The organism is Pseudomonas sp. B40(2017) (genome assembly GCF_002112855.1).
Taxonomy (GTDB): domain Bacteria; phylum Pseudomonadota; class Gammaproteobacteria; order Pseudomonadales; family Pseudomonadaceae; genus Aquipseudomonas; species Aquipseudomonas pharyngis.
The window spans coordinates 46,377-68,569 of the sequence record NZ_NEIT01000007.1; the positions used below are offsets into that span (position 1 = coordinate 46,377).

The 22,193-nt window shown below is 62.5% G+C and carries 9 protein-coding genes; all 9 read left to right on the top strand.

What is annotated here, in order from left to right; genetic code table 11:
• Nucleotides 1-299 precede the first annotated feature (299 nt).
• Nucleotides 300-10,823, top strand: coding sequence for an autotransporter-associated beta strand repeat-containing protein (locus CAF76_RS20200; RefSeq protein ID WP_085648197.1), 10,524 nt, complete (start codon nt 300-302; stop codon nt 10,821-10,823).
• Nucleotides 10,824-11,055: 232 nt separating this feature from the next.
• The gene (locus CAF76_RS20205; protein WP_085648198.1) at nt 11,056-13,059 is read left to right on the top strand and encodes a type VI secretion system tip protein VgrG; all 2,004 of its coding nucleotides are present in this window, start codon (nt 11,056-11,058) and stop codon (nt 13,057-13,059) included.
• Nucleotides 13,056-13,922 (top strand): DUF4123 domain-containing protein, encoded by an 867-nt coding sequence (locus tag CAF76_RS20210; protein WP_085648199.1) that lies wholly within the window; start codon nt 13,056-13,058, stop codon nt 13,920-13,922. Before CAF76_RS20205 ends, CAF76_RS20210 begins: the two co-directional genes overlap by 4 nt.
• Entirely contained in the window at nt 13,919-17,473 is a 3,555-nt protein-coding gene (locus tag CAF76_RS20215) for a toxin VasX (RefSeq protein WP_085648200.1), read from the top strand. The genes CAF76_RS20210 and CAF76_RS20215 overlap by 4 nt, the downstream gene beginning before the upstream one ends.
• The gene (locus CAF76_RS20220) at nt 17,463-18,593 is read left to right on the top strand and encodes a hypothetical protein (protein ID WP_178076187.1); all 1,131 of its coding nucleotides are present in this window, start codon (nt 17,463-17,465) and stop codon (nt 18,591-18,593) included. The genes CAF76_RS20215 and CAF76_RS20220 overlap by 11 nt, the downstream gene beginning before the upstream one ends.
• The gene (locus tag CAF76_RS28520) at nt 18,590-18,835 is read left to right on the top strand and encodes a hypothetical protein (protein WP_143491862.1); all 246 of its coding nucleotides are present in this window, start codon (nt 18,590-18,592) and stop codon (nt 18,833-18,835) included. The genes CAF76_RS20220 and CAF76_RS28520 overlap by 4 nt, the downstream gene beginning before the upstream one ends.
• 370 nt (nt 18,836-19,205) lie before the next feature.
• Nucleotides 19,206-19,928, top strand: coding sequence for a hypothetical protein (locus CAF76_RS20225; protein WP_256579641.1), 723 nt, complete (start codon nt 19,206-19,208; stop codon nt 19,926-19,928).
• A gap of 107 nt (nt 19,929-20,035) precedes the next feature.
• Nucleotides 20,036-21,070, top strand: a complete 1,035-nt coding sequence (gene selD, locus CAF76_RS20230) for a selenide, water dikinase SelD (RefSeq protein WP_085648202.1) — start codon at nt 20,036-20,038, stop codon at nt 21,068-21,070.
• Nucleotides 21,070-22,173, top strand: coding sequence for a tRNA 2-selenouridine(34) synthase MnmH (gene mnmH / locus CAF76_RS20235; RefSeq protein WP_085648203.1), 1,104 nt, complete (start codon nt 21,070-21,072; stop codon nt 22,171-22,173). Before selD ends, mnmH begins: the two co-directional genes overlap by 1 nt.
• Nucleotides 22,174-22,193: the final 20 nt, after the last annotated feature.

Genomic DNA, 22,193 nt, shown 5'->3' on the forward strand with positions numbered 1-22,193 from the left:
TCAAGTGGCTGAAAAATCGATTGATTGGTGGGATTACCTGGCGACTCGGTCAACTCCACTCAAAAGCGCCTCAAATCATCCTCAAGCCCTTGCTCAGAACAGCCGGAAGTATCGACGCAGGGCTTTATCGCACAAAAGTATTAACACTATTTAACCGGTGCCCCTTCGCGGGGCATCAACTAGCGTGTGTCTGGAACAGGACGGTTTATCTGATGACCGTCATACGCTTGATACGCGTGTTGGATCTTGCAGCTGTTACACGCCTTCAAGGACGAAATCGGCCACGAAAGGAGTAGCCCGTGGAAGCAAGGTTTGGTGTCGCCCTCGTTTCGCGTTTTTCCCCACTGTCCCTTGCTGTGCATCTGAGCGTCGTCGGACTGCTGTTCGGTGGCGTCAGCGAGCAGGCGTTAGCCACCTGTTCGGCGGCGGGCTCCACGATTACCTGTTCGGGCGTTCCGAGCCTGCCGCTGTTTCTCAATGACTACAGCAGTGCCACCAGCGGCCTGACGGTCAACGTCAACTCGGGCGCGCAGATGAATGCGACGCTGGGCGGCAAGGTCATCAACCTGACCGGGGCCAATATCACCCTGAACAACTCCGGCACCGTCGACCCGGCCTTGCTGGGCCTGGTGTCGATCCTCAGTGGCGGTGCATTCATCGGCACCGGCGCGACCAGCACGGTCAGCGTGGTCAACAATGCCAGCGGGATCATGCGTGGCACGGGGATGTTGCTCGGCCTCAACCTGACCAGCATTGACGGCCTGGCTATCGGCGTGAACAACGCGGCGGCGGGTACCACGACCATCACCAACAACGGCACCATTACGTCCACCGGGCTGTCGGTCGGCGGTATCACCCTGGCCGATACCCCGGTGGTCGGGGTGTATGGCGGTTCGCAAGTCAACATGACCAACAGTGCCAGCGGCACTATCAACGGCCGGATTGCGTTCGAGACGTCGGCAGCAGGCAACACCTTCACCAACGCCGGTAACATCACCGGCGGTGTGTCGATGGGGGCGGGCAGCACCAACACCTTCTACGCGATCACCGGGTCCAGCGTTAACGTCGGTGACGGTGTGCAAGTGTCCGTCGGCCTCGGTGGCCTGGTCGGCATCAACCTGACCTTCGCCCCGACCGGCACCATCGATGGCGGCGCGGGGGGCACCAACACGCTGATCCTGCAAAACCCGATCGGCGTCGGTGGTGGCGTCACCGGGACCGGCACCGCGTACAGCGCGACCTACGTCAACTTCAACAACCTGACCCTCAACAGCGGCACCTGGACCTTGCAGGGGCCGTTGGTCAGCGGGGCGACCACCCTCAATGGCGGTGTCGCGCAGTTCAACGACAACGCCGCGTTCGGCAGCGGTGTGCTGACGTCCAACGGCGGGATTCTTCAGGCCAGCAATGCCGGTTTGTCGCTGGCCAACCAGATCAGTCTGGGCGCCGGTGGCCTGACCCTGCAGGGCATCAACGGCACGACCCTCAACGGCGTGATTTCCGGTACTGGCGGCCTGACCAAGATCGGCAGCGGTCAGCTCAACCTCAACGGTATCAATACCTACACCGGCAACACCGTGCTCAACGGCGGGGTGGTGCAGGTGGGCAACAACCAGGCGTTCAGCACCGGCGGCATCACCGTTGACGGCGCTTCGAGCATCTCGGCAACGACGCCGATTTCGCTGGCCAACGCGATCACGCTCAACAGCACCCTGACCGCAACCGGCACCGGAGCGCTGACCCTGGGCGGGGTAATCAGCGGTGCCAGCAACCTGACCAAGACCGGCAGCGGCAGCCTGACCCTCAACGGCATCAACACCTACACCGGGAACACCAGCCTCAGCGCCGGCACCTTGCGCGTCGGCAACAACAACGCCTTGGGCACCGGTGTACTCAACACCAGCAACGGCACCAGCCTCGACAGCACCGGCAACGTGACCCTGGCCAATAACGTCGGCATCACCGGTGCGTTAAACGTGCTTGGCAGCAATGCCCTGACCCTGGCCGGCATCGTCTCCGGCACCGGCGCGATCACCAAAAGCGGCAGCGCCAGCCTGACCCTGACCGGCAACAACACCAACAGCGGCACCACCGCGCTCAATGGCGGCAGCTTGCTCGTCGGCAGCAACACCGCCCTCGGCACGGGCGCCTTGAACGCAGCGGCCGGCACTACGCTGGATGCGACCACCGCCGTAACCCTGGCCAATGCGGTGGCGCTGGCGGCGGATCTGACCATCGGCGGTACTCAGGCACTGGGCTTGAGCGGGGTCATCAGCGGCGCCGGCAACCTGATCAAGAACGGCACCGCGAACCTGACCCTCAGCGGCAACAACACCTTCTCCGGCGGCACGGCGCTGAATGCCGGGACGCTGATCGTCGGCTCCAACACCGCGCTGGGCACCGGCGCGCTGACCACGGCGGCGGGCACCACCCTCGATGCCAGCACCACTGTGGCACTGAGCAACGCCGTCGCCCTCGGCGGTAACCTGAACATTGGTGGCAGCGCCAACCTGACCCTCGGCGGCGTGGTCAGCGGCAGCGGCGGGCTGACCAAAAACGGCGCGGCGAACCTGATTCTCAACGGCACCAATACGTTCCTCGGTGCTGTTGCGTTGAACGCGGGCACCATCACAGCGGGTGCCAACGCTGCGCTGGGCAGTGGCAATATCACTGTCGGCGGCGCGGCGACTCTCGACAGCAATACCGCGGTGACGCTGAACAACAACGTCATTCTCAACAGCAATCTGGGGATCGGCGGCAGCAATGCACTGACCCTTGGCGGGGTGATCAGCGGCGCCAGTCAATTGATCAAGAACGGCACGGCCAACCTGACCCTCAACGGCGCCAACACCTTCACCGGCGGCACCGCGCTCAACGCCGGCAGCCTGACCGTCGGCAACGGCGCGGCGCTCGGTACCGGCACGCTGACCGTGGGCGGGGCGGGCGGCACGCTCAACAGCAGCGCCAACGTGACGCTGAACAACGCCATCGCGCTGAACGCCAACCTCACCACCGGCGGCGCCAACCCGCTGACTCTGGGCGGTGTGATCAGCGGCGGCAGCAACCTGATCAAAACCGGTGCTTCGACCCTGACCCTGACCGGCAACAACACCTACACCGGCGCTACTTCGCTGAACGCCGGGACCCTGGTCGTCGGCTCCAACACCGCCCTCGGCACTGGCGTACTCAACGCCGCCAACGGCACCACACTGGATGCCAGCACGGCGGCGAGCCTGGCCAACAACGTCAACCTTGGCGGCAACGTGACCATCGGTGGCAGCAATGCGCTGACGCTCGCGGGTGTGGTCTCAGGTGTCGGCGGCCTGATCAAGAGCGGCCCGGCCGATCTGATCCTCAACGGCGCCAACACCTACTTCGGCAACACCGCGCTGAACGTCGGCAAACTGATCGTCGGCAGCAACACCGCGCTGGGCAGCGGTGCACTGAACGCAGCGGCCGGCACCACGCTGGATACCAATACCGCCGTCACTCTGGGCAACCAGGTCAACCTCGCCGGGGCGCTCAATGTGGGCGGCAGCGCGGATCTGAGCCTCACCGGAACGGTCGCCGGCGCCGGTAGCCTGGTGAAAGACGGTGCCGCCAACCTGAGCCTCAACGGCACTAACACCTACGTCGGCGGCACCACTCTTAACGCCGGCACTCTGACCGTCGGCAACAGCTCGGCGCTCGGCACCGGCGCCTTGACGGTGGGCGGTGCGGCAACCCTCGACAGCAGTTCGCCGCTGGTCAGCCTGGCCAACGCGGTCGTGCTGAATGCGGCATTGAGCGTCGGCGGCACGCAGAACCTGACCCTCGGCGGCGTGCTCAGCGGCACCGGCCAACTGGTGAAAGACGGGGCGGCCAACCTGACCGTCAACGGCACCAACACCTTCAGCGGCGGCACCACGCTCAACGCCGGCACCCTGACCGTCGGCGCGCCCGGCGCACTGGGCAGCGGCACGCTCACTGTCGGTGGCGCCGCGACGCTGGACAACAGCAGCGCTTTCACCCTCGGCAACAACATCACCCTCGATGCCGGGTTGACGGTGGCCGGCAACAACGGCCTGACCCTCAGCGGCGTGATCGACGGCGCCGGCAGCCTGACCAAAACCGGTCTGGACGACCTGGCCCTCAGCGGCACCAACACCTTCACCGGCGCGCTGAACATTGCCGCCGGCAGCGTCACCACCCTGAGCAGCGGGGCGCTAGGCAACACCTCCGGCGCCAACATCAGCGCCGGCGCCAGCCTCAACCTCGGCAGCAGCGCCAGCCTCGACGGCCTGAGCGGCAGCGGCAGCGTGCAGATCGGTGGCGGCAATACCCTCACCGTGGGCGGGGTGAGCAGCACCAGCACCTTCGACGGTGACCTCAGCGGCAACGGCGGTCTGACCAAGGTTGGCACCGGCACCCTGAACCTGACCGGGATCAACGGCATCGTCGGCAACACCGCCGTCAACGGCGGCACCCTGAACCTCAGCGGTTCGCTGGCCAGTGCCCAGGTCAACGTCAATACCGGCGGCACCCTCACCGGTAACGGTTCGGGACTCGGCGCGATGACCATCAACAGCGGCGGTCACCTGGCCCTGTCGTCGGGTAATACACTTTCGGCCGGATCGTTGACGCTCGCGGCCGGCAGCAATGTCGATGCGGCGCTGGGGGCACCTTCGACCACGTCGCTGATGAACGTCGGCGGCAACCTCACCCTCGACGGTAATCTCAACGTCACCGATGCCGGTGGTTTCGGCGTCGGTGTGTATCGTCTGTTCAACTACACCGGTGCCCTGACCAATCTGGGCCTGGACGTTGCCAGCGTGCCGGTCGGTTATGGGCTGGGCGATCTGGTGGTGCAGATCGGGGTCGCCAATCAGATCAACATTCAGGTCTCGGCGCCGAATTCGGACATTCGTTACTGGGACGGCAGCCAGACCATCGCCAACGGCACTGTCGATGGCGGCAGCGGTACCTGGAACGGCGCCGGCACCAACTGGACCGACGCCAATGGTCTGGTCAATCAGACCTGGGCCGGCGACTTCGCGGTATTCCAGGGCACGGCCGGCACGGTATCGGTCAGCGGCACGCAACTGTTCACCGGCATGCAGTTCCTCACCGATGGCTACAACGTGGTCAACGGCACCTCGGGACTGCTGACCGCCGTCAACGGTGCCGGCGGCACCACGGCGATGCGCGTTGATCCGGGCGTGACCGCCACAGTCGGCGTGAACATCAACGGCAGCGGCATTCTCAATAAACTCGACAGCGGCACCCTGGTGCTCAATGGCGCCAACAGCTACACCGGCGGCACGCAACTCGATGGCGGCAAAATCGTGGTCGGCAGCAACACCGCGCTGGGCAGCGGTGCGTTGATCGCCAATGCCGGCACGCAACTGGACAGCAACACCGCCGTGACCCTGACCAACGCGGCCACGCTCAACGGTAACCTCACGATCGTTGGCAGCAACGCGCTGACCCTTAACGGTGTGATCAACGGCACCGGCGGGCTGATCAAGAACGGCTCGGCCAACCTGACCCTTGGCGGCAACAACGCCTTCCTCGGCCCGGTGGCATTGAATGCGGGCGGACTGGTTCTGGCGTCGAACAGCGCGCTGGGTTCGGCCACCCTGAACGCGGCGAACGGCACTACTCTGGATGCCAGCAGTGCTGTCACGGCGGGTAATGCGATCAACCTGGCGGGCACCCTCGGCATCGTCGGCAGCAACGATCTGACACTCAGCGGTGCGATCAACGGCGCCGGCAGCCTGACCAAGAATGGCGCGGCCAACCTGATCCTGAGCGGGGCCAACAACTTCCTCGGCGGCGTCACCCTCAACGCCGGCACCCTGACCGCCGGCAGCAACGGCGCCCTCGGTCTGGGCAACCTGACGGTGGCCGGTGCTTCGGCGCTGGACAGCAACACTTCGGTGTCGCTGGGCAACAACGTGGTGCTCAACGCCAATCTGACCAACACCGGCAACAGCGACGTGGCCCTCAGCGGCGTGGTCAGCGGCACTGGCGGTTTGATCAAGAACGGCGCCTCCAACCTGACCCTCAACGGCATCAACACCTACAGCGGCGGCACCACGCTGAACGCTGGCACCGTGACCCTCGGCACAGCGGCGAGCCTGGGTTCCGGCGCGGTGACCGTGGCGGGCGCGTCGACCCTCGACACCACGGCGCCGCTGGTGCTGGCCAACAACCTCAACGTCAATGCCAACCTGAGCGTGGCCGGCAACAACAACCTGACGCTCGGCGGCGTGATCGCCGGGGCGGGCACCCTGACCAAGAACGGTCTGGCCGACCTGACGCTGTCCGGCAACAACACCTTCAGCGGCACCTTCGACGTGCAGTCCGGCAGCCTGACCACCCTGGGCAACTCGGCACTGGGCAGCAACGCCGGAGTCAATCTCGGCAATGCCGCGACGCTGAACCTCGGCGGTTCGGGCAGCCTCGCCAGCCTGACCGGCAGCGGCACCGCATTGATCGGCGGCGGTAACACGCTGAGCATCGGCGGCAACAACGCCAGCAGCATTTTCGGCGGTGTGCTCACCGGCACCGGCGAACTGAGCAAACTCGGCACCGGCACGCTGACCCTGACCGGCCTTAACAGCCTGACCGGCAACACCACGGTCAACGCCGGCACCTTGAACGTCAGCGGCTCGCTGGACAGCGCCAGTGTGCTGGTCAACAGCGGCGGCACCCTGACCGGCGGCGGCTCGCTCGGTGGAGCCGTGACCGTGGCGGACGGCGGTCATCTGGCTGGCGCCACCGGCAGCACCCTGTCGGTGAATTCGTTGGTGTTCAACGCCAATTCCAACTTCGATGTCGGCCTCGGCACACCGGTCTCCGGTGGCGGCAACGCGCTGGTCAACGTCGGCGGTAACCTGACCCTCGACGGCACCCTCAACGTCAGCGACATCGGCGGTTTCGGCAGTGGCGTTTACCGGTTGATCAATTACACCGGCGGCCTGACCGACAACGGCATGCTGATCGGCACCGTGCCGGGCAGCGTCACTCCGGGCGACCTGACCCTGCAAACCGCACTGGCCAACCAGATCAACCTGCTGGTTACCGCACCGGGCGTTACCGTGCAGTTCTGGGACGGCAACCAACTGGTCGCCAATGGTTCGGTGGATGGCGGCAGCGGCACCTGGGGTACCGGCACCACTAACTGGACCGACGTCAACGGCACCACCAATCAGGCCTGGACCAACAACTTCGCGGTGTTCCAGGGCACGGCGGGCACCGTCACCGTCAACGGCGCGCAAACCCTCACTGGCATGCAGTTCGTCACTGATGGCTACAGCCTGCAGAACGGCACGGCCGGGTCGCTGAATCTGGTCAACGGTTCGCTGGGCAATGCGACTGTGCGGGTCGATCCGAACGTCACCGCGACCGTGGGCGTGGCGCTCAACGGCGCCGGCACGCTGGGCAAATACGACACCGGCACGCTGGTGCTCAACGCGGCCAACGGCTACACCGGCGGCACTGCGCTCAACGGCGGCAAGATCGTGGTCGGCAACAACGCGGCCCTCGGCACCGGCGTGTTGACCGCCGCCAACGGCACGGCGCTGGACAGCAACGCGGCAGTCAGTCTGGCCAACGATGTGGTGCTCAATGGCGGACTCACCGTCGCCGGCTCCAACGCCTTGACCCTCGGCGGTGTCGTCAGCGGCAGCGGCAGTCTGATCAAGACCGGCGCGTCGAGTCTGACCCTCAACGGCAGCAACACTTACAGCGGTGGCACTCAACTGTCTGGCGGCTCGCTGATCCTGGGCAACAACAGCGCGATCAGCAGCGGCGCCCTCAGCGTGCTGGGCAACGGCACCCTCGACAGCACCAGCGCGCTGCAACTGGCCAACGCCATCAACCTGGGGGCGCAACTGACCCTGGCCGGCAACCAGAACACCACGCTGATCGGGGCGATCACCGGCAGCGGCAGCCTGGTGAAAAACGGCAGTGGCGACCTCGTCCTCAGCGGCGCCAACACCTACAGCGGCGGCACGACGCTGAACGGCGGCAGCACCCGTGGTGACACCAGCAGCCTGCAAGGTGCCATCGTCAACAACGCAGCGCTGACTTTCGAGCAGAACAGCGACGGCAGCTACACCGGCAACCTGACCGGCGCCGGCACACTCAACAAAACCGGCACCGGCGCCTTGCTGCTGACCGGCAACAACACCTTTACCGGCAACACCGCGGTGCAGGGCGGTTCGCTGAACGTCAACGGTGTGCTCAACAGTGCCAGCGTCAACGTAGCCAGCGGGGCGAAGGTCGGCGGCAGCGGCGTGTTCGCCGGCGCCGTGCAACTGGCCAACGGTGCGACGCTGACCGGCGGCGGCACTGCAACGCCGTTGTCGGTGGGTTCGCTGGCATTGTCTTCAGGCACCAACCTGGACTTCAGCCTCGGCTCGGCCGCCAGCTCTACAACGGTGGTCAACGTCGCCGGCAACCTGACCCTCGACGGCACGCTGAACATCAGCAACGCCGGCGGCTTCGGTACCGGGGTCTATCAGCTGTTCAGTTACGGCGGCAGCCTGACCAACAATGGTCTGGTCTACGGCAGCCTGCCGGTGTCGGCGGCCAACCTGACCCTGCAGACCGCGCTGGCCAATCAGGTCAACCTGCTGGTGCAAAACACCCCGGGTGAAGTGCAGTTCTGGAACGGCGGCACCACCAACCCGGACGGCAGCATCGGTGGCGGCAGCGGCGTGTGGGGGCCGGGCACCAACTGGACCGATCCGAGCGGTACTCAGGCGCTGGCGTCGAACGGTCAGTTCGCCGTGTTCGGCGGGCAGAGCGGCATAGTCACGGTGCAAGGCAATCAGAACTTCACCGGGTTGCAGTTCCTGTCCAGCGGTTACAGCCTGGTGCCAGGCGCCGGCGGTACGCTGACCCCGGTCAACGGCCCGGGCGGCAGCCTCGCGCCGGTGCGGGTGAATGCCGGTGGCAGTGCGGAAATCTCCGTACCGCTGGTGGGCAGTGGCGGCATCGAGAAGCTGGATTCCGGCACCCTGATCCTCAGCGGCGCCAACACCTACAGCGGCGGGACTACGGTCAGCGGCGGTACGCTGATCGGTAATACCACCAGCCTGCAGGGCAACATCCTCAACAACGCATTGCTGGTGTTCCAGCAGAACGCCAATGGTCAGTTCAACGGTGTGCTCAGTGGTACCGGCGCATTGGCCAAGCGGGGGGCCGGAACCCTGCTGTTGACCGGTAATCAGCCGTTCAGTGGCACGGTGGCGGTTGATCAAGGCGTGTTGCAGGTCGGCAGCCGCTCGGCTCGGGCTTCGCTCGGCGGGCAGGTCACCGTGGCCAACGGCGCCGGGTTGAGCGGTAACGGCAGCGTCGGTTCGTTGGTCAACCATGGCGTGGTGCAATCCGGTGCCGAGGCTGGCACCTTGAGTGTCGCCGGCAACCTGACCAACGCCGCCGACGGTGTGCTGGCCCTGACCGTCAGTTCGCCGACCGCCACCCCACTGGCGGTCGGTGGTACCGCCACCCTGGGCGGCGGTCTGCAGGTCAACAGCCTGGCACCGTTCACCGGCAATACCGTGTACTCGCTGATCACCGCCGGTGGCGGAGTGACCGGCACCTTCAGCGCCGCCGACCTGCCGCAATATGCGTTCCTCGACACGGCGCTGGTGTATGACCCGAACGCAGTGAACCTGGTGGTCAGCCGCAACGGCAACTCGTTCGTCGACGTCGCCGCCACCCGCAACCAGCGCAACACCGCCTCGGCGTTGATGCGTAACGGTGCGGCGGGCAGTGCGTTGCAGGACGAAATCGTCAACCTCAGCGTAGCCGGGGCACGTAACGCCTTCGACAGTCTGTCGGGGGAAATCCATGCCAGCACCGCCAGCGCAATCCTCGAGGATTCGCGCTACGTGCGTGACGCGGTCAACGACCGTATGCGCCAGCCGTCGTGCAGCGCGCCGGACGATCCACGCCGCGCCCTGGCTCCTAGCGACAATCAGCTGAGCAGCAACGGCTGCCACGGCGAGATGGTCGGCTGGGCTCGCGCACTCGGCGCCTGGGGCGAGTCGGACGGCAACAGCAACAGCGCGAAACTGGATCGCAACCTGAGCGGCTTCATGCTCGGCACCGACAAGCAGCTCGACGACCAATGGCGCGTCGGCATGGCCGCCGGCTACACCCGCAGCGATCTGGATGCCCATGATCGTCGCTCGGATGCCACGGTCGAGAGCTACCACCTGGCGGCGTACCTCAACTCGCAATTCGATGCCCTGGCGGTGCGCCTTGGTGCGGCGTACAGCTGGCACGACATCGAGACCAAACGCGACGTCAGCGTCGGCGCCTACAACGATCGGTTGAAAGCCAATTACGACGCCCGCAGCGCCCAGGTGTTCGGTGAAGTCGGCTATGCCATCGAAGCGGCCGGGATTGCCCTGGAACCGTTCGCGGGTCTGGCGTACGTCAACTACGACAGCGACAAGGCCAAGGAAAAAGGCGGGGTGGGGCGTCTGCGCGCCGAGTCCGATCAGGACATCACCTTCTCGACCCTGGGCGTGCGCGCCGGCAAGGTCATCACCCTGGCCAACGGCGGGCAGTTCACCCCGCGCGCGGCCCTCGGCTGGCGGCATGCCTTCGGTGATACCAAGCCTGACGCCGACCTGACCTTCATCGACGGCGGCGCCTCGTTCAACACCCAGGGCGTGCCGATTGCCAAGGACAGCGCGGTGGTCGAAGCGGGCGTGGACTTCCAGATCAGCCCGACCGGCAAACTCGGTATCGGTTACTCGGGGCAGCTGTCGAACGAGAGCAACGACCATGCGATGACCATCAGCTTCAGCCTCGGGTTCTGATTCAGGAGCGAAGCACTTCAGCCGCCCGCAAGGGCGGTTTTTTTTTGCCAGCTCACAGGCTGCGGCAGTTGCCTTCACCGAAGCTCGGATCTTGCTGTAGGAGTTTGCTAAAGCGGCAGGCTTGTTTCTGGCGTCACGGACATGTCCTACATGATTAAACGATTGTCCTGACTGCGTTGAACCGTAGATCCACGCAAAGTCCCGAGCCTGAAAAAGGCACAGGAAAAAGTGGATGTTTGGCGCCAGCAAACCCGTTGTATTCAGACTCGAGATAGAGGGTTTTCCCCACGACCTTCAGGTGTTCGAATTCCGGGCCCGGGAAGCGCTCAACCAAATCTACGAGGTTGTACTCGAGCTGGTCAGTGAACGCCGCGACCTTGATCTCGAAGCCCTGCTGCACCGGCCTGCCTTTTTGTCATTTTGCCCGGAAGGCTCTGGCATTCACGGCCAGATCCATCGAGTCGCCCAAGGTGATTCGGGCACACGCTTGACCCGCTACCAGATTGTTCTGGTGCCCCATCTGGCATACCTCGCCCATCGTCATAACCAACGAATTTTCCAGCATCAGAGCGTGCCGCAAATCATCGCCCGCGTGTTGAGCGACCATGGCATGCAGCCGGATGCCTGGCGTTTCCAGCTCAGCGCCGATTACCGGCCTCGCCTGTATTGCGTGCAATTTGAAGAGACGGACTTGTTCTTCATCCAGCGCTTGTGTGAGGAGGAGGGACTGCACTTTCATTTTCAGCACAGTCGCGACGGGCACCTGTTGGTATTCGGTGATGATCAGAGCGCTTTCCCCACGCCGGCTGCACCGACGGCTTATGCACAAGGCAGCGGCATGGTTGCCGAAACTGCGGTCATAGACCGCTTCAACGTCCGCCTGGAAACCCGCACCACGCACGTCAGTCGCCGTGATTACCACTTCGAAAAGCCAACCGTGCAACTGGACGCCGAAGCCAAAGAAATGCGGCTTCCAGTGCTTGAAGATTACCGCTTTCCCGGTCAGTTCACTCATCGCGATCAGGGTAGACATCTCAGTCAACGCGCCCTTGAGCGGCATCGCGCCGATTACCGTCAAGCACAGGGGCGCAGCGATCAGAGCCTGCTGCGCAGTGGCAGCTTCGTCGACATCAGGGAGCACCCACGCGACGATTACAACGGTTTATGGCTGCTGACCCGCGTCGATCATCTTGGCCGACAGCCGCAAGTGCTGGAAGAGTCGGCGACCGATCTTGCTACCGCAGACGACTTCACTCAGGGCTATCGCAACCACTTCGTCGCGACGCCCTGGGACGTCATTTTTCGCCCCGCCCTCGAACACCGTAAACCCCGAATCAACGGCAACCAACATGCCGTGGTGACCGGGCCGCCCGGCGAAGAGATTTACTGCGATGCCTACGGCCGGGTGAAAGTCCAACTGCTGTGGGACCGCGAAGGCCAGCTCAATGAACAATCCAGTTGCTGGTTGCGCGTAGCCACAGGCTGGGCTCATGACCAATACGGCAGCGTGCAGATTCCGCGCGTCGGCATGGAAGTGCTGGTCGGGTTCACCGAGGGGGATCCGGACAAGCCGTTCGTGCTGGGTTGCCTGCCCAACGCCGTGACACCAGTGCCGCTGGATCTGCCAGCAGAGCAGACCCGCAGTATCTGGCGCAGCCAGAGCAGCCCCGGTGGTGGCGGTTACAACGAGTTGCGCATCGAGGACAAAAAAGGCGCCGAAGAGATCGCCATCCGCGCGCAACGTGACCTTGTCCAGCTTGTGCTCAATGACCAGCGAGTCCAGGTCGACAATCAACGCACCGTGGTCGTTGGCGGCATTGCCAGTCATGAGCTGCACAGCGACGAACACCATCTGACCCACGGCAATCGCCTGACCGAACTCAAACAGGAAGATCACCTGTGGGTGCATGGCGACCGCCACATTCGGGTCGCCAGCCAACGGCTCAGCGCCGGTCAGCAAATCCACCTCGGGGCCGGTCAGCAGGTGGTCATCGACGGCGGCACCCATGTGACGATCAAGGCCGGCGGGCATTGGTTGACGCTGGGGCCCGAAGGCATTTGCAGCAGCGTGCCGATTCTTCAGGGCGGCGCGCCTGCGCCGGGAATGGCGGCGCAACCGCTGGTGCCGGGGGCGTTGCCGTTGTTGAAAGTGGCATTTGATCCGGTTCAGCAACGCCACGCCCTGGTGTCTACGCGCACTTCGCGTTGTCTGATCTGCGAGGCTGCCCGCGCGTGAGCCTTTCGACCGATCTGCCCGACGATTTGCCATGGACCCGACACCAGGCCTTTTTGCTGCTGGATGGGGCGACGATCAGTGATCTGCCAACGCGGTTGAAGCAGATTAGCCCTTCGGTCAGCACATTTGCTCTGTATGACCAGCCACCCTTCGCGGCACTGCGCGATCTATCGCCTCTGCTCGTGGCCATCGAGCGGGCTGACGAGCCATTGGCACGGTTCTTCCTGCAACACGCAGCGCAAGAGTGGGGCGTGCTGTTGTTCAGCTGCGCGCCGATGCACAGCGTTGGTGAACACCTGCGCAAACTGCTGAGTGTCGAATTGCCGGCCGGGCAATCGGCGTTGTTGCGGCTGGCCGATGCCGGGGTGGTGCATGCGCTGTATGCCAGTGGCGATCAGCGCTTGTTCGGGCCCTTGACCTGTGTGGCAACGGCGGACTGCGTCAACGATGTCTGGCACGTTCATCGGCCGCGGCAGGCCGAGTGTCCGGTGCTGCCTGTCCCTTATTGCCTGAACCCGGAACAGAACGCGGCGCTGGATCAGGTGGATCGGCGCCGAGCGTTGCTGGATCTGGATGCGCATCTGTTGAAGCACTTTTCCCGATTTCATGTCGGAGAAACCCTGACCCAGCGCTGGCCAACGCTGCAGCAAATGGAAGCCCAGGCCAGCGCGCTTGGCCTGAGCAGCCGATCTGAGTTGTTCAACTTCGCCAACCTGTTGGCGTTGCTCGACAGCCGCGATATCGCCCAACACCCGCAAATCCACCACTTGTTCCACACGCCTTCTCTGCAATCACCGGACGAGCGCCTCACGCTGGCCGTTGATGTGGCGCAGCGTTGGGCCAGTCAAAGGGAACGCCCATGACCCATCCCGCCATCCTCGACGCTGCCGCCGCCTCGAAAGCCCCCATCGTTGCGCCCGCGGCTTGCCCGCTGCAACAAACCCATGTGCAACTGCTGCCGTTGAGCTACGGCCTGGTGGAAAGAGCGTTCGATCCGGGCACCGAATTGAAATTGCCGTACACCTTGACCGCCCGCCCGCTGGGCATTCGCCGGCTGCGCGATGGCTGGCTGTACATCATCGACAGCCTCAGCGGCGAGTTGTACGAATACCGAATGCTCGACGGTATCGTCACGGCCCTGCTGCACCAGGGCAAACAGGTCAGCGAGGATCAGCGCGCAGCGATTGAAGCGCATCCGGCGCTGATCTTTCCCCGGCGAAGTACGTTGTACGTGACCTTGGCCGAGGTGCAGTGGACGGCGGGCAAGTGCCATCAGGTGCTGGACAGCCGCGAAGAGCGCGAGTACTTCATGCAGGCGGTCGATCTTGCAGCGGTGAATTGTCTGACCGGTGGCGAGCATTTACTCACCGTGGAGCAGACCAGACAGTGGTTGGCGGAGGTGGCCGCCGGCGCGGAACCTGTCGCGGAGGTTGACGCGACGCGGATGCCAACCGTACAGGTCAGCGACGCTCCCGAGCACGAACGCGAACCTTATCTGTGGGAGCAACCGCGGCGTTTTCGCCCAGCGCACATCGGCGAATTCCTCGGCCGGGTGCGCGGGCCCTATCAGGACGACACGCTGTTTCTGCTGGTCAACGACGATCTGGGTGTGATGCGCGATCTGGCCGAGTATCAGGACACCGTGGTCGGCTGGGTCGATGACTGGAGCAACACCGGCAACAACGCTCGCGATTATCTGCTCGCCAGCTATATCGAGTCGCTGAGCCAACTGAGCGAGACCGATGTCGACGGATTGGCCAAGACCAGCGAACAGCCGCAGGCCAAAGCCCTGTTTGCCGATCTGGAACAGTTGCCCGAGCCGGATCGCGAGAATACGCGCAAGGCGTTGCTCGATTATTTGAACAAGGGCGGGGATGTCCAGGCCGATGCGCCGGCGCCTCCCGAACTGCAAAAACTGCGCGCTCAGGGTTTTGATGACGGCATGGGACAGAATCGTCTGGCCCCTACGGCTGAGGTGGATCGGCGTTTTTACACGCGCCAGTACTTCGAAGCCGTCGCTCCCCAGGACTTTGTCGAACTGCATCTGGAGACGCTGATCCGCCTCGGCAAGGATCAGGATCGGCGCATCAAAGACGTGCTCGATGGCCCGCTACTCAGCGGTAAACGCGGTATCAACGATCTGATCGACCGCCCGGCGATGGACGAGCGACTGAACCTCCTGCGTGACGACCTCGGTCGCTGGAACCGCATGCTCGAACGCATCACCGCCGACCGCACGCAACTGCTGGTCGGCGGACGCTTCCATCGTTCAGCCTGGTACTACGACGCGCAAGTGGCGGCGCAACTCCATCAGGCCCTCAGCGCCGAATACGCCTGCCTCAAGGACCTGTGCCGCAGCGACGAAGCCAGCGAAAAAATGCTCGGTTATCTGGAGGAACATCCGGAACTGACCCGAACCGTCTTCTACACCTTGCCGCTGCGCCTGCAATCGGAGCAGAGCGGGCAATACTCAACGCTGTTCAACGCCCTCATGGCCACGTTCAACAACCTGCCGGACTGGCTGGCCAAGCTGAAAAAGATCGAACAACCGCAACTGCCGGCCCTCGATGAAATGCCCGAACACACCCGCGTCGTCGCGGCGGCGGTGCAGGACACTTACAGCCCGGCACTGAATCTGGGCCTGAACCGCGTGCTGGAAGGCTTCGACCTCTCGGCCGAGAAAATCCCCGACCTCGATGAACTGTTCCAGCGCCTGCCCAAAGCACTGCGCCTGCGCCTGTTCGACGCGGCAAAAACCAGCGGCGTGACCTTCACCGTCGCCAGCCCGGCTGAGCAGTCCGCGCTGCAAACGGTGATCAAGGAGGTTCTGCGCGAACGCGAATATCTCAAGACCCTCAACCGTGAGCGCAACCAGATCACCCACAACAAGAATCGTCAGGGGCACAAGACGGCGAGAGCGGTGGAGCTGCAGGAAGAGATCGTGCGGGTGCGGGCGCAACTGACGCAGATCGAAGGGCGATTGGCGGCAGCGTTAAGCCCGATTGAAGAACTGCCGGATCGCTCGGCCCGGTTGTACGGCGCGACGCCTGCGAGGGCAGGGGTGACGGTGGTATTTCCGCCGGCGCAGCAGCAGGAACTGCGCGGGTTGTTGGGGAATATCCGGGCGGGATTGGGCGGGGTGTCGGCGGGGAGTCTGGTGAAGACGGAAGGGATGGGGTTGGTGGTGGTTTTGGTGCAGGTGGTGAATTTGGTGGGGGCTTATAGGGAGTTGATGAAGCAGACCCGAGACAAGAAGAAGCGGGCGGACTTTTTTGCTGCTTTGGCTGCGACGGGAGCGGCCGGGTTTACTGCGGCGCAAAGTCTTGCGGATACGGCGATGAAAGCTCGTAGCACAGCGCTAATAGTTGCGCTTCAACCTCAAGCCTTACAGCACGTGCATGTGCAAGTGGGCAAATTACATATTGGGCTTGGCATCTTTACGTATGGTTTGGGCTTGAGAGTTTCTTTTACCAGTTTTAAAAACCAAAACCAAAATTGGCAGGAGGCGGTTCGCAGCGGAAATCAATTGGCGCAGGGGGCGGCCGTGCTAGCCACATTGGGTGCGGGCGGAATGACGACCATTAATGCATATGGTCTGGGACAGACCTTATACGCTGGTTATACCGTAATCTCCGCAACCGACAAAGCAGCGCGAACAGCCGCATGGGCCGCTGCTGGCACACGTCTTTCCACCGTGTTTTTTCGCTTCAATCTTGCCGGCGCCTTGTTCACAGTGCTGGAGCTCAGTGGTACCTGGTTGTTCAACCGTTACAACCTCAGTGCCCATGACAAATGGCTGAAAATCACTCCCTGGAGCCGGGATGCCGAAATGCGCGGGAACCACTCGCTGGAAGACTATCAGAGCTATCTGGCTTTTCTGATCCACGCGCCTTACGCCCAACTGGGACCCAATCCTTATGATTCCTGGCTGAAGAACCTGCTGTTCAAAGCCAGACCCAGCGATATCCACCTCGTGTTACCCAGACTGACTTTGGGTGATCTATTGCCGCCTCTCGGCGGAAAAGCTACTCACCTATTGGGCATCGGCGCCCACCGTATTTCGATGCCGCTTCACAGTCGTGGAACCCCACGAGAGCGCAAGGATGTGGTCAGCGAAGAGATCCTCCGTAGCCTGCGCATCGTCAAATCATCAGCGGAAGGCTTGGTGCTATGCCTCCAGTACCCGGTAGATCCCGATTCCGAATTCACCCCAGCCAAAGAAACATTGGAGTTGGCCGTTTGTGTTCAGAACTTGAACGACAAAGGTGAATGGACATCTCGCACCCGTGTCATTCATATCGACCCAAGGGGAGAAGGGCATTTTGCAGTGGTTGCTCCACAACTGGTCAAAAAGAAACCACCGGTTCTACTGGTTGAAACCCAACTTCTGGAGCAGGCCGCTCATGCTGAATAATCACGTCGAGCCGGGAGTTATTCCGCAAGTCGAGACACCTCGAAAAGCAGGAGATGTCGAGCCGTTTCCGGGCGGTAAGGTCACCTATCTAGCCCCATTACCCTTGCCTGCACCGATTCCACCCTACGGCCCACATATTGGTGAGTTGAATGATGTTCATATGGACTTTGGGCTGGGGTCACCACAAGTATTTATGTGGCAGATGACTTTGGGCGGGCCATTGAGCTTGTCTGTCTTGGTTATATTTTTATTCCCGCTAATTACCGGACTGATGGGGATTAGTTTTGGGTATGGACAGGAGGCTATATGGGAGTCAATGGTGGGCATGTTCGAAACAGGCTATGAAAACTCGCTAATGGTAGACCCCCTTATTTTGCTCATTGGTCTCGCGGTCTGGCACCACGTTCACAAAAAACGCGCCTCAATCATCCCAACCCGCTTCAACCGCCAACGCCGTGAAGTCTGCTTCATGCCCGAAGGCGCCACCGAACCGGTCTTTGTCCCTTGGGAATCCCTCTCCGCCTGGATCATCGAAGCCCAAGGCGCGACCCAATACGGCATCCACCGGCAATACGGCATGGGCATCGGCTTCTACCAGGGCGAAACCCTCACCAGCCTCGAATTCCAATGCGCCGGCCTGCCCCTCGCGATCAGCCATTGGGAGGCCATTCGCGGCTACATGGAATACGAAATCCACGACCTCAAATCGATTCAAGACCTTCAAGACCTGCAAGGCCCCGACGACCCACCCCACGAAGGCCTGCACACCTTCCGCAACGCCCGCGCACGCATGCACCAACAGATCCGTGAAGGTTCACGCACGCGAATGTCCGGGTTTTTCTGGTACCTGTACCACGTCATGACGCTGTGGACGATTCCCAACCACCTCGTCGAATGGGAAGTGCGCCGCCTCGAAAGAATCGGCAAACAGGCACTGCCCGAAGCCATGCGCCAATGGTCGGAACCGCTGCCGAAAGAGCAGTGGGCCAAGCCGAGTGAAGAGTTGCTGCGACTCAGTGAGCAAGTACGCCAAATGCAAAAACGTCAGCCGCATCGACCGATCACCGAGATCTTTGCCGAGGTGCAGCGTATGGCATCTACGGGTAAGCGCCGCGCATGAATTGTTTTCCCAAACAGCGCATGGGGGCCGAATTCACGCCAGCGAAGGAAACTCTGGAGTTGGCCGTTTGTGTTCAGAACTTGAACGACAAAGGTGAATGGACATCGCGCACTCGTGTCATTCATATCGATCCACGGGGGGAGGGACATTTTGCGGTGGTTGCTCCGCAACTGGTGAAAGAGAAACCATCGATTTTGCTAGTTGAAACCCAATTACTGGAGCAGGCCGCTCATGCTGAATAATCACGTCGAGCCGGGAGTTATTCCGCAAGTCGAGACACCTCGAAAAGCAGGAGATGTCGAGCCGTTTCCGAGTGGTAAGGTCACCTATCTGTCCCCAATACCCTTACCAACACTGACTCCACCTTATGGTCCACATATTGGTGAGCTGAATGATGTTTGCATGGATTTTGGGTTGGGGAAGCCAGAGGTTTTTATGTGGCAAATGACTTTGGGCGGGCCATTCAGCGTGTCTTTCTCAGTCGCTTTTCTCTTTCCATTGGTCGGCGGCTTTCTCGGGCTGATGTTTGGAGATAGTTGGGACGAAATCTGGAGTTACATAGAAGGAATTTTTCAAGAGACAAGAGGACTTGCCATTGAAACCTGTTTTCTAATGCTGCTCATCACCCTCGGCGTCTGGCACCACAACCACAAAAAACGCGCCTCAATCATCCCGACCCGCTTCAACCGCCAACGCCGCGAAGTCTGCTTCATGCCCGAAGGCGCCACCGAACCGGTCTTTGTTCCTTGGGAATCCCTTACCGCCTGGATCATCGAAGCTCAAGGCGCCACCCAATACGGCATCCACCGGCAATACGGCATGGGCATCGGTTTCTACCACGGCGAAACCCTCACCAGCCTCGAATTCCAATGCGCCGGCCTGCCAATCGCCATCAGCCATTGGGAAGCCATTCGCGGCTACATGGAATACGAAATCCACGACCTCAAATCGATCCAGGATCTGCAAGACCTGCAAGGCCCCGACGACCCACCCCACGAAGGCCTGCACACCTTCCGCAACGCCCGCGCACGCATGCACCAACAGATCCGTGAAGGTTCACGCACGCGAATGTCCGGGTTTTTCTGGTACCTGTACCACGTCATGACCTTGTGGACGATTCCCAACCACCTCGTCGAATGGGAAGTACGCCGTCTCGAACGGATCGGCAAACAGGCACTGCCCGAAGCCATGCGCAAATGGTCGGAACCGCTGCCGGAAGATCAATGGGCCAAACCAAGTGAAGAGTTGCTGCGGCTGAGTGAGCAGGTACGCGAACTGCAAAAGCGCCAGCCGCGTCGGCCGATCACCGAGATCTTTGCCGAGGTGCAGCGCTAGTTCCGGGGGCAGTAGAGACGTAGGGTGGTGATTGCATTGAGCGGCAAAAACGTGCTTCCCATCCCCTCTGCTAGTATTTGCCCCACTGCCTCCCGGAGACTGCCCCCATGACCGAGCCCATCCGTCTGACCCAATACAGCCACGGCGCGGGTTGTGGCTGCAAGATTTCGCCCAAGGTGCTGGAGGTGATTCTGGCCGGCAGCGGGGCGCAGAACCTTGATCCGAAACTGTGGGTCGGCAACGCGTCGCGCGATGATGCGGCGGTGTATGAAATCGATGCCGAGCGCGGGGTGGTGTCGACCACGGATTTCTTCATGCCGATCGTCGACGACCCGTTCGACTTCGGCCGGATCGCCGCCACCAATGCCATCAGCGACATCTACGCCATGGGCGGTGATCCGTTGATGGCGATTGCGATCCTCGGCTGGCCGGTCAATGTGCTGGCGCCGGAAGTGGCGCGAGACGTAATTCGCGGCGGACGTGCGGTGTGCGATGCGGCGGGGATTCCGCTGGCCGGCGGGCATTCGATCGATTCGCCGGAGCCGATCTTCGGTCTGGCTGTCACCGGGCTGGTGGAAAAGCGCTTCATGAAACGCAACGACACCGCCACTGCCGGTTGCCTGCTGTACCTGACCAAACCGTTGGGCATCGGCATCCTCACCACCGCCGAGAAGAAGGGCAAGCTGCGCCCCGACGACATCGGCGTGGCCCGGGACTGGATGTGTACGCTGAACAAGCCCGGCAGCCGTTTTGGCAAACTGGCCGGGGTCACCGCGATGACCGATGTCACCGGGTTCGGGCTGCTCGGGCATCTGGTGGAAATGGCCGACGGCAGTCACCTGACGGCACGGGTTTTTTATGACCGGGTACCGCGGCTTTCGAGCATCGAGTACTACCTCGAAAAGGGCTGCGTGCCCGGCGGCACCTTGCGCAACTTCGACAGTTATTCAAACCGCGTCGGGCGAGTGCAGGAATTGCACAAGCGCGTGCTCTGCGACCCGCAGACCAGCGGCGGGCTGCTGGTGGCCGTGACCCCCGAAGGCAATGCCGAATTCCTCGCCGTCGCTGCCGAACTGGGCCTCGCGCTTGAGCCGATCGGTGAGTTGATCGCGCGACAGAGCCACGCGGTCGAGGTGAATTGATGACCGCCGACTTCACCGACTACCGCGACATCTTCCTCAACGACCGCCCGCTGATGGACGCCCGTGCGCCGGTCGAGTTTCACAAGGGCGCGTTTCCCGGGGCGGTCAATCTGCCGCTGATGAACGACATCGAGCGGCAGCGGGTCGGCACTTGCTACAAACATCACGGTCAGCAGGCCGCCATCGAACTGGGCCATCAACTGGTCTCCGGCGCGGTGAAGTCCGAGCGTCTCCAGGCCTGGGCGGCGTTTGCCCGGACGCATCCCGAGGGTTATCTGTATTGCTTTCGTGGCGGCCTGCGTTCGCAAATCGTCCAGCAGTGGCTGAAGTCGGAAGCCGGCATCGACTATCCGCGTATCGGCGGTGGCTACAAGGCGCTGCGAGGTTTTCTGATCGACACCCTCGAATCGGCTATGGACGAGTGTGATTTCGTGCTGCTGGGCGGCATGACCGGCACCGGCAAGACCGAAGTGCTGGTGCAACTGCGCAACAGTGTGGATCTGGAAGGCCATGCCAATCACCGGGGCTCGAGTTTCGGCAAGCGCGCCACCGGTCAGCCGTCGAACATCGATTTCGAGAACCGGCTGGCCATCGACTTCCTGAAAAAGCGTGCGGCCGGCATCGATCAATTTGTGCTGGAGGATGAGAGCCGGGTGGTCGGCAGCTGCGCGCTGCCCTTGCCGTTGTATCAGGGCATGCAGCAGTACCCGATGGTCTGGCTCGAAGATCGTTTCGAGCAGCGCGTCGAGCGGATCCTGCGCGATTACGTGGTGGATTTGTCTGCCGAGTTTCAGGCCGTGCATGGCGACGAGGGTTTCGGGCGGTTTTGCGAGCGCTTGCTGGAAAGCCTCGACAACGTGCACAAGCGCTTGGGCGGCGAGCGGCATCGACGGATGCGGGTGTTGATGGAAGAGGCGCTGGCGGAGCAGGGCCGCAGCGGGGCGGTGGAGTTGCATCGCGCGTGGATCGAAGGTTTGCTGCGTGAGTATTACGACCCGATGTATGTGTTTCAGCGCGAGAAGAAGGGCGGGCGGATCGAGTTTGCGGGGGAGCGGCAGGCCGTTATCGAGTACCTGCGTGAGCGGGTCAAACCCAAGGCCTGACGGGACCCGAGCGGGCCCCG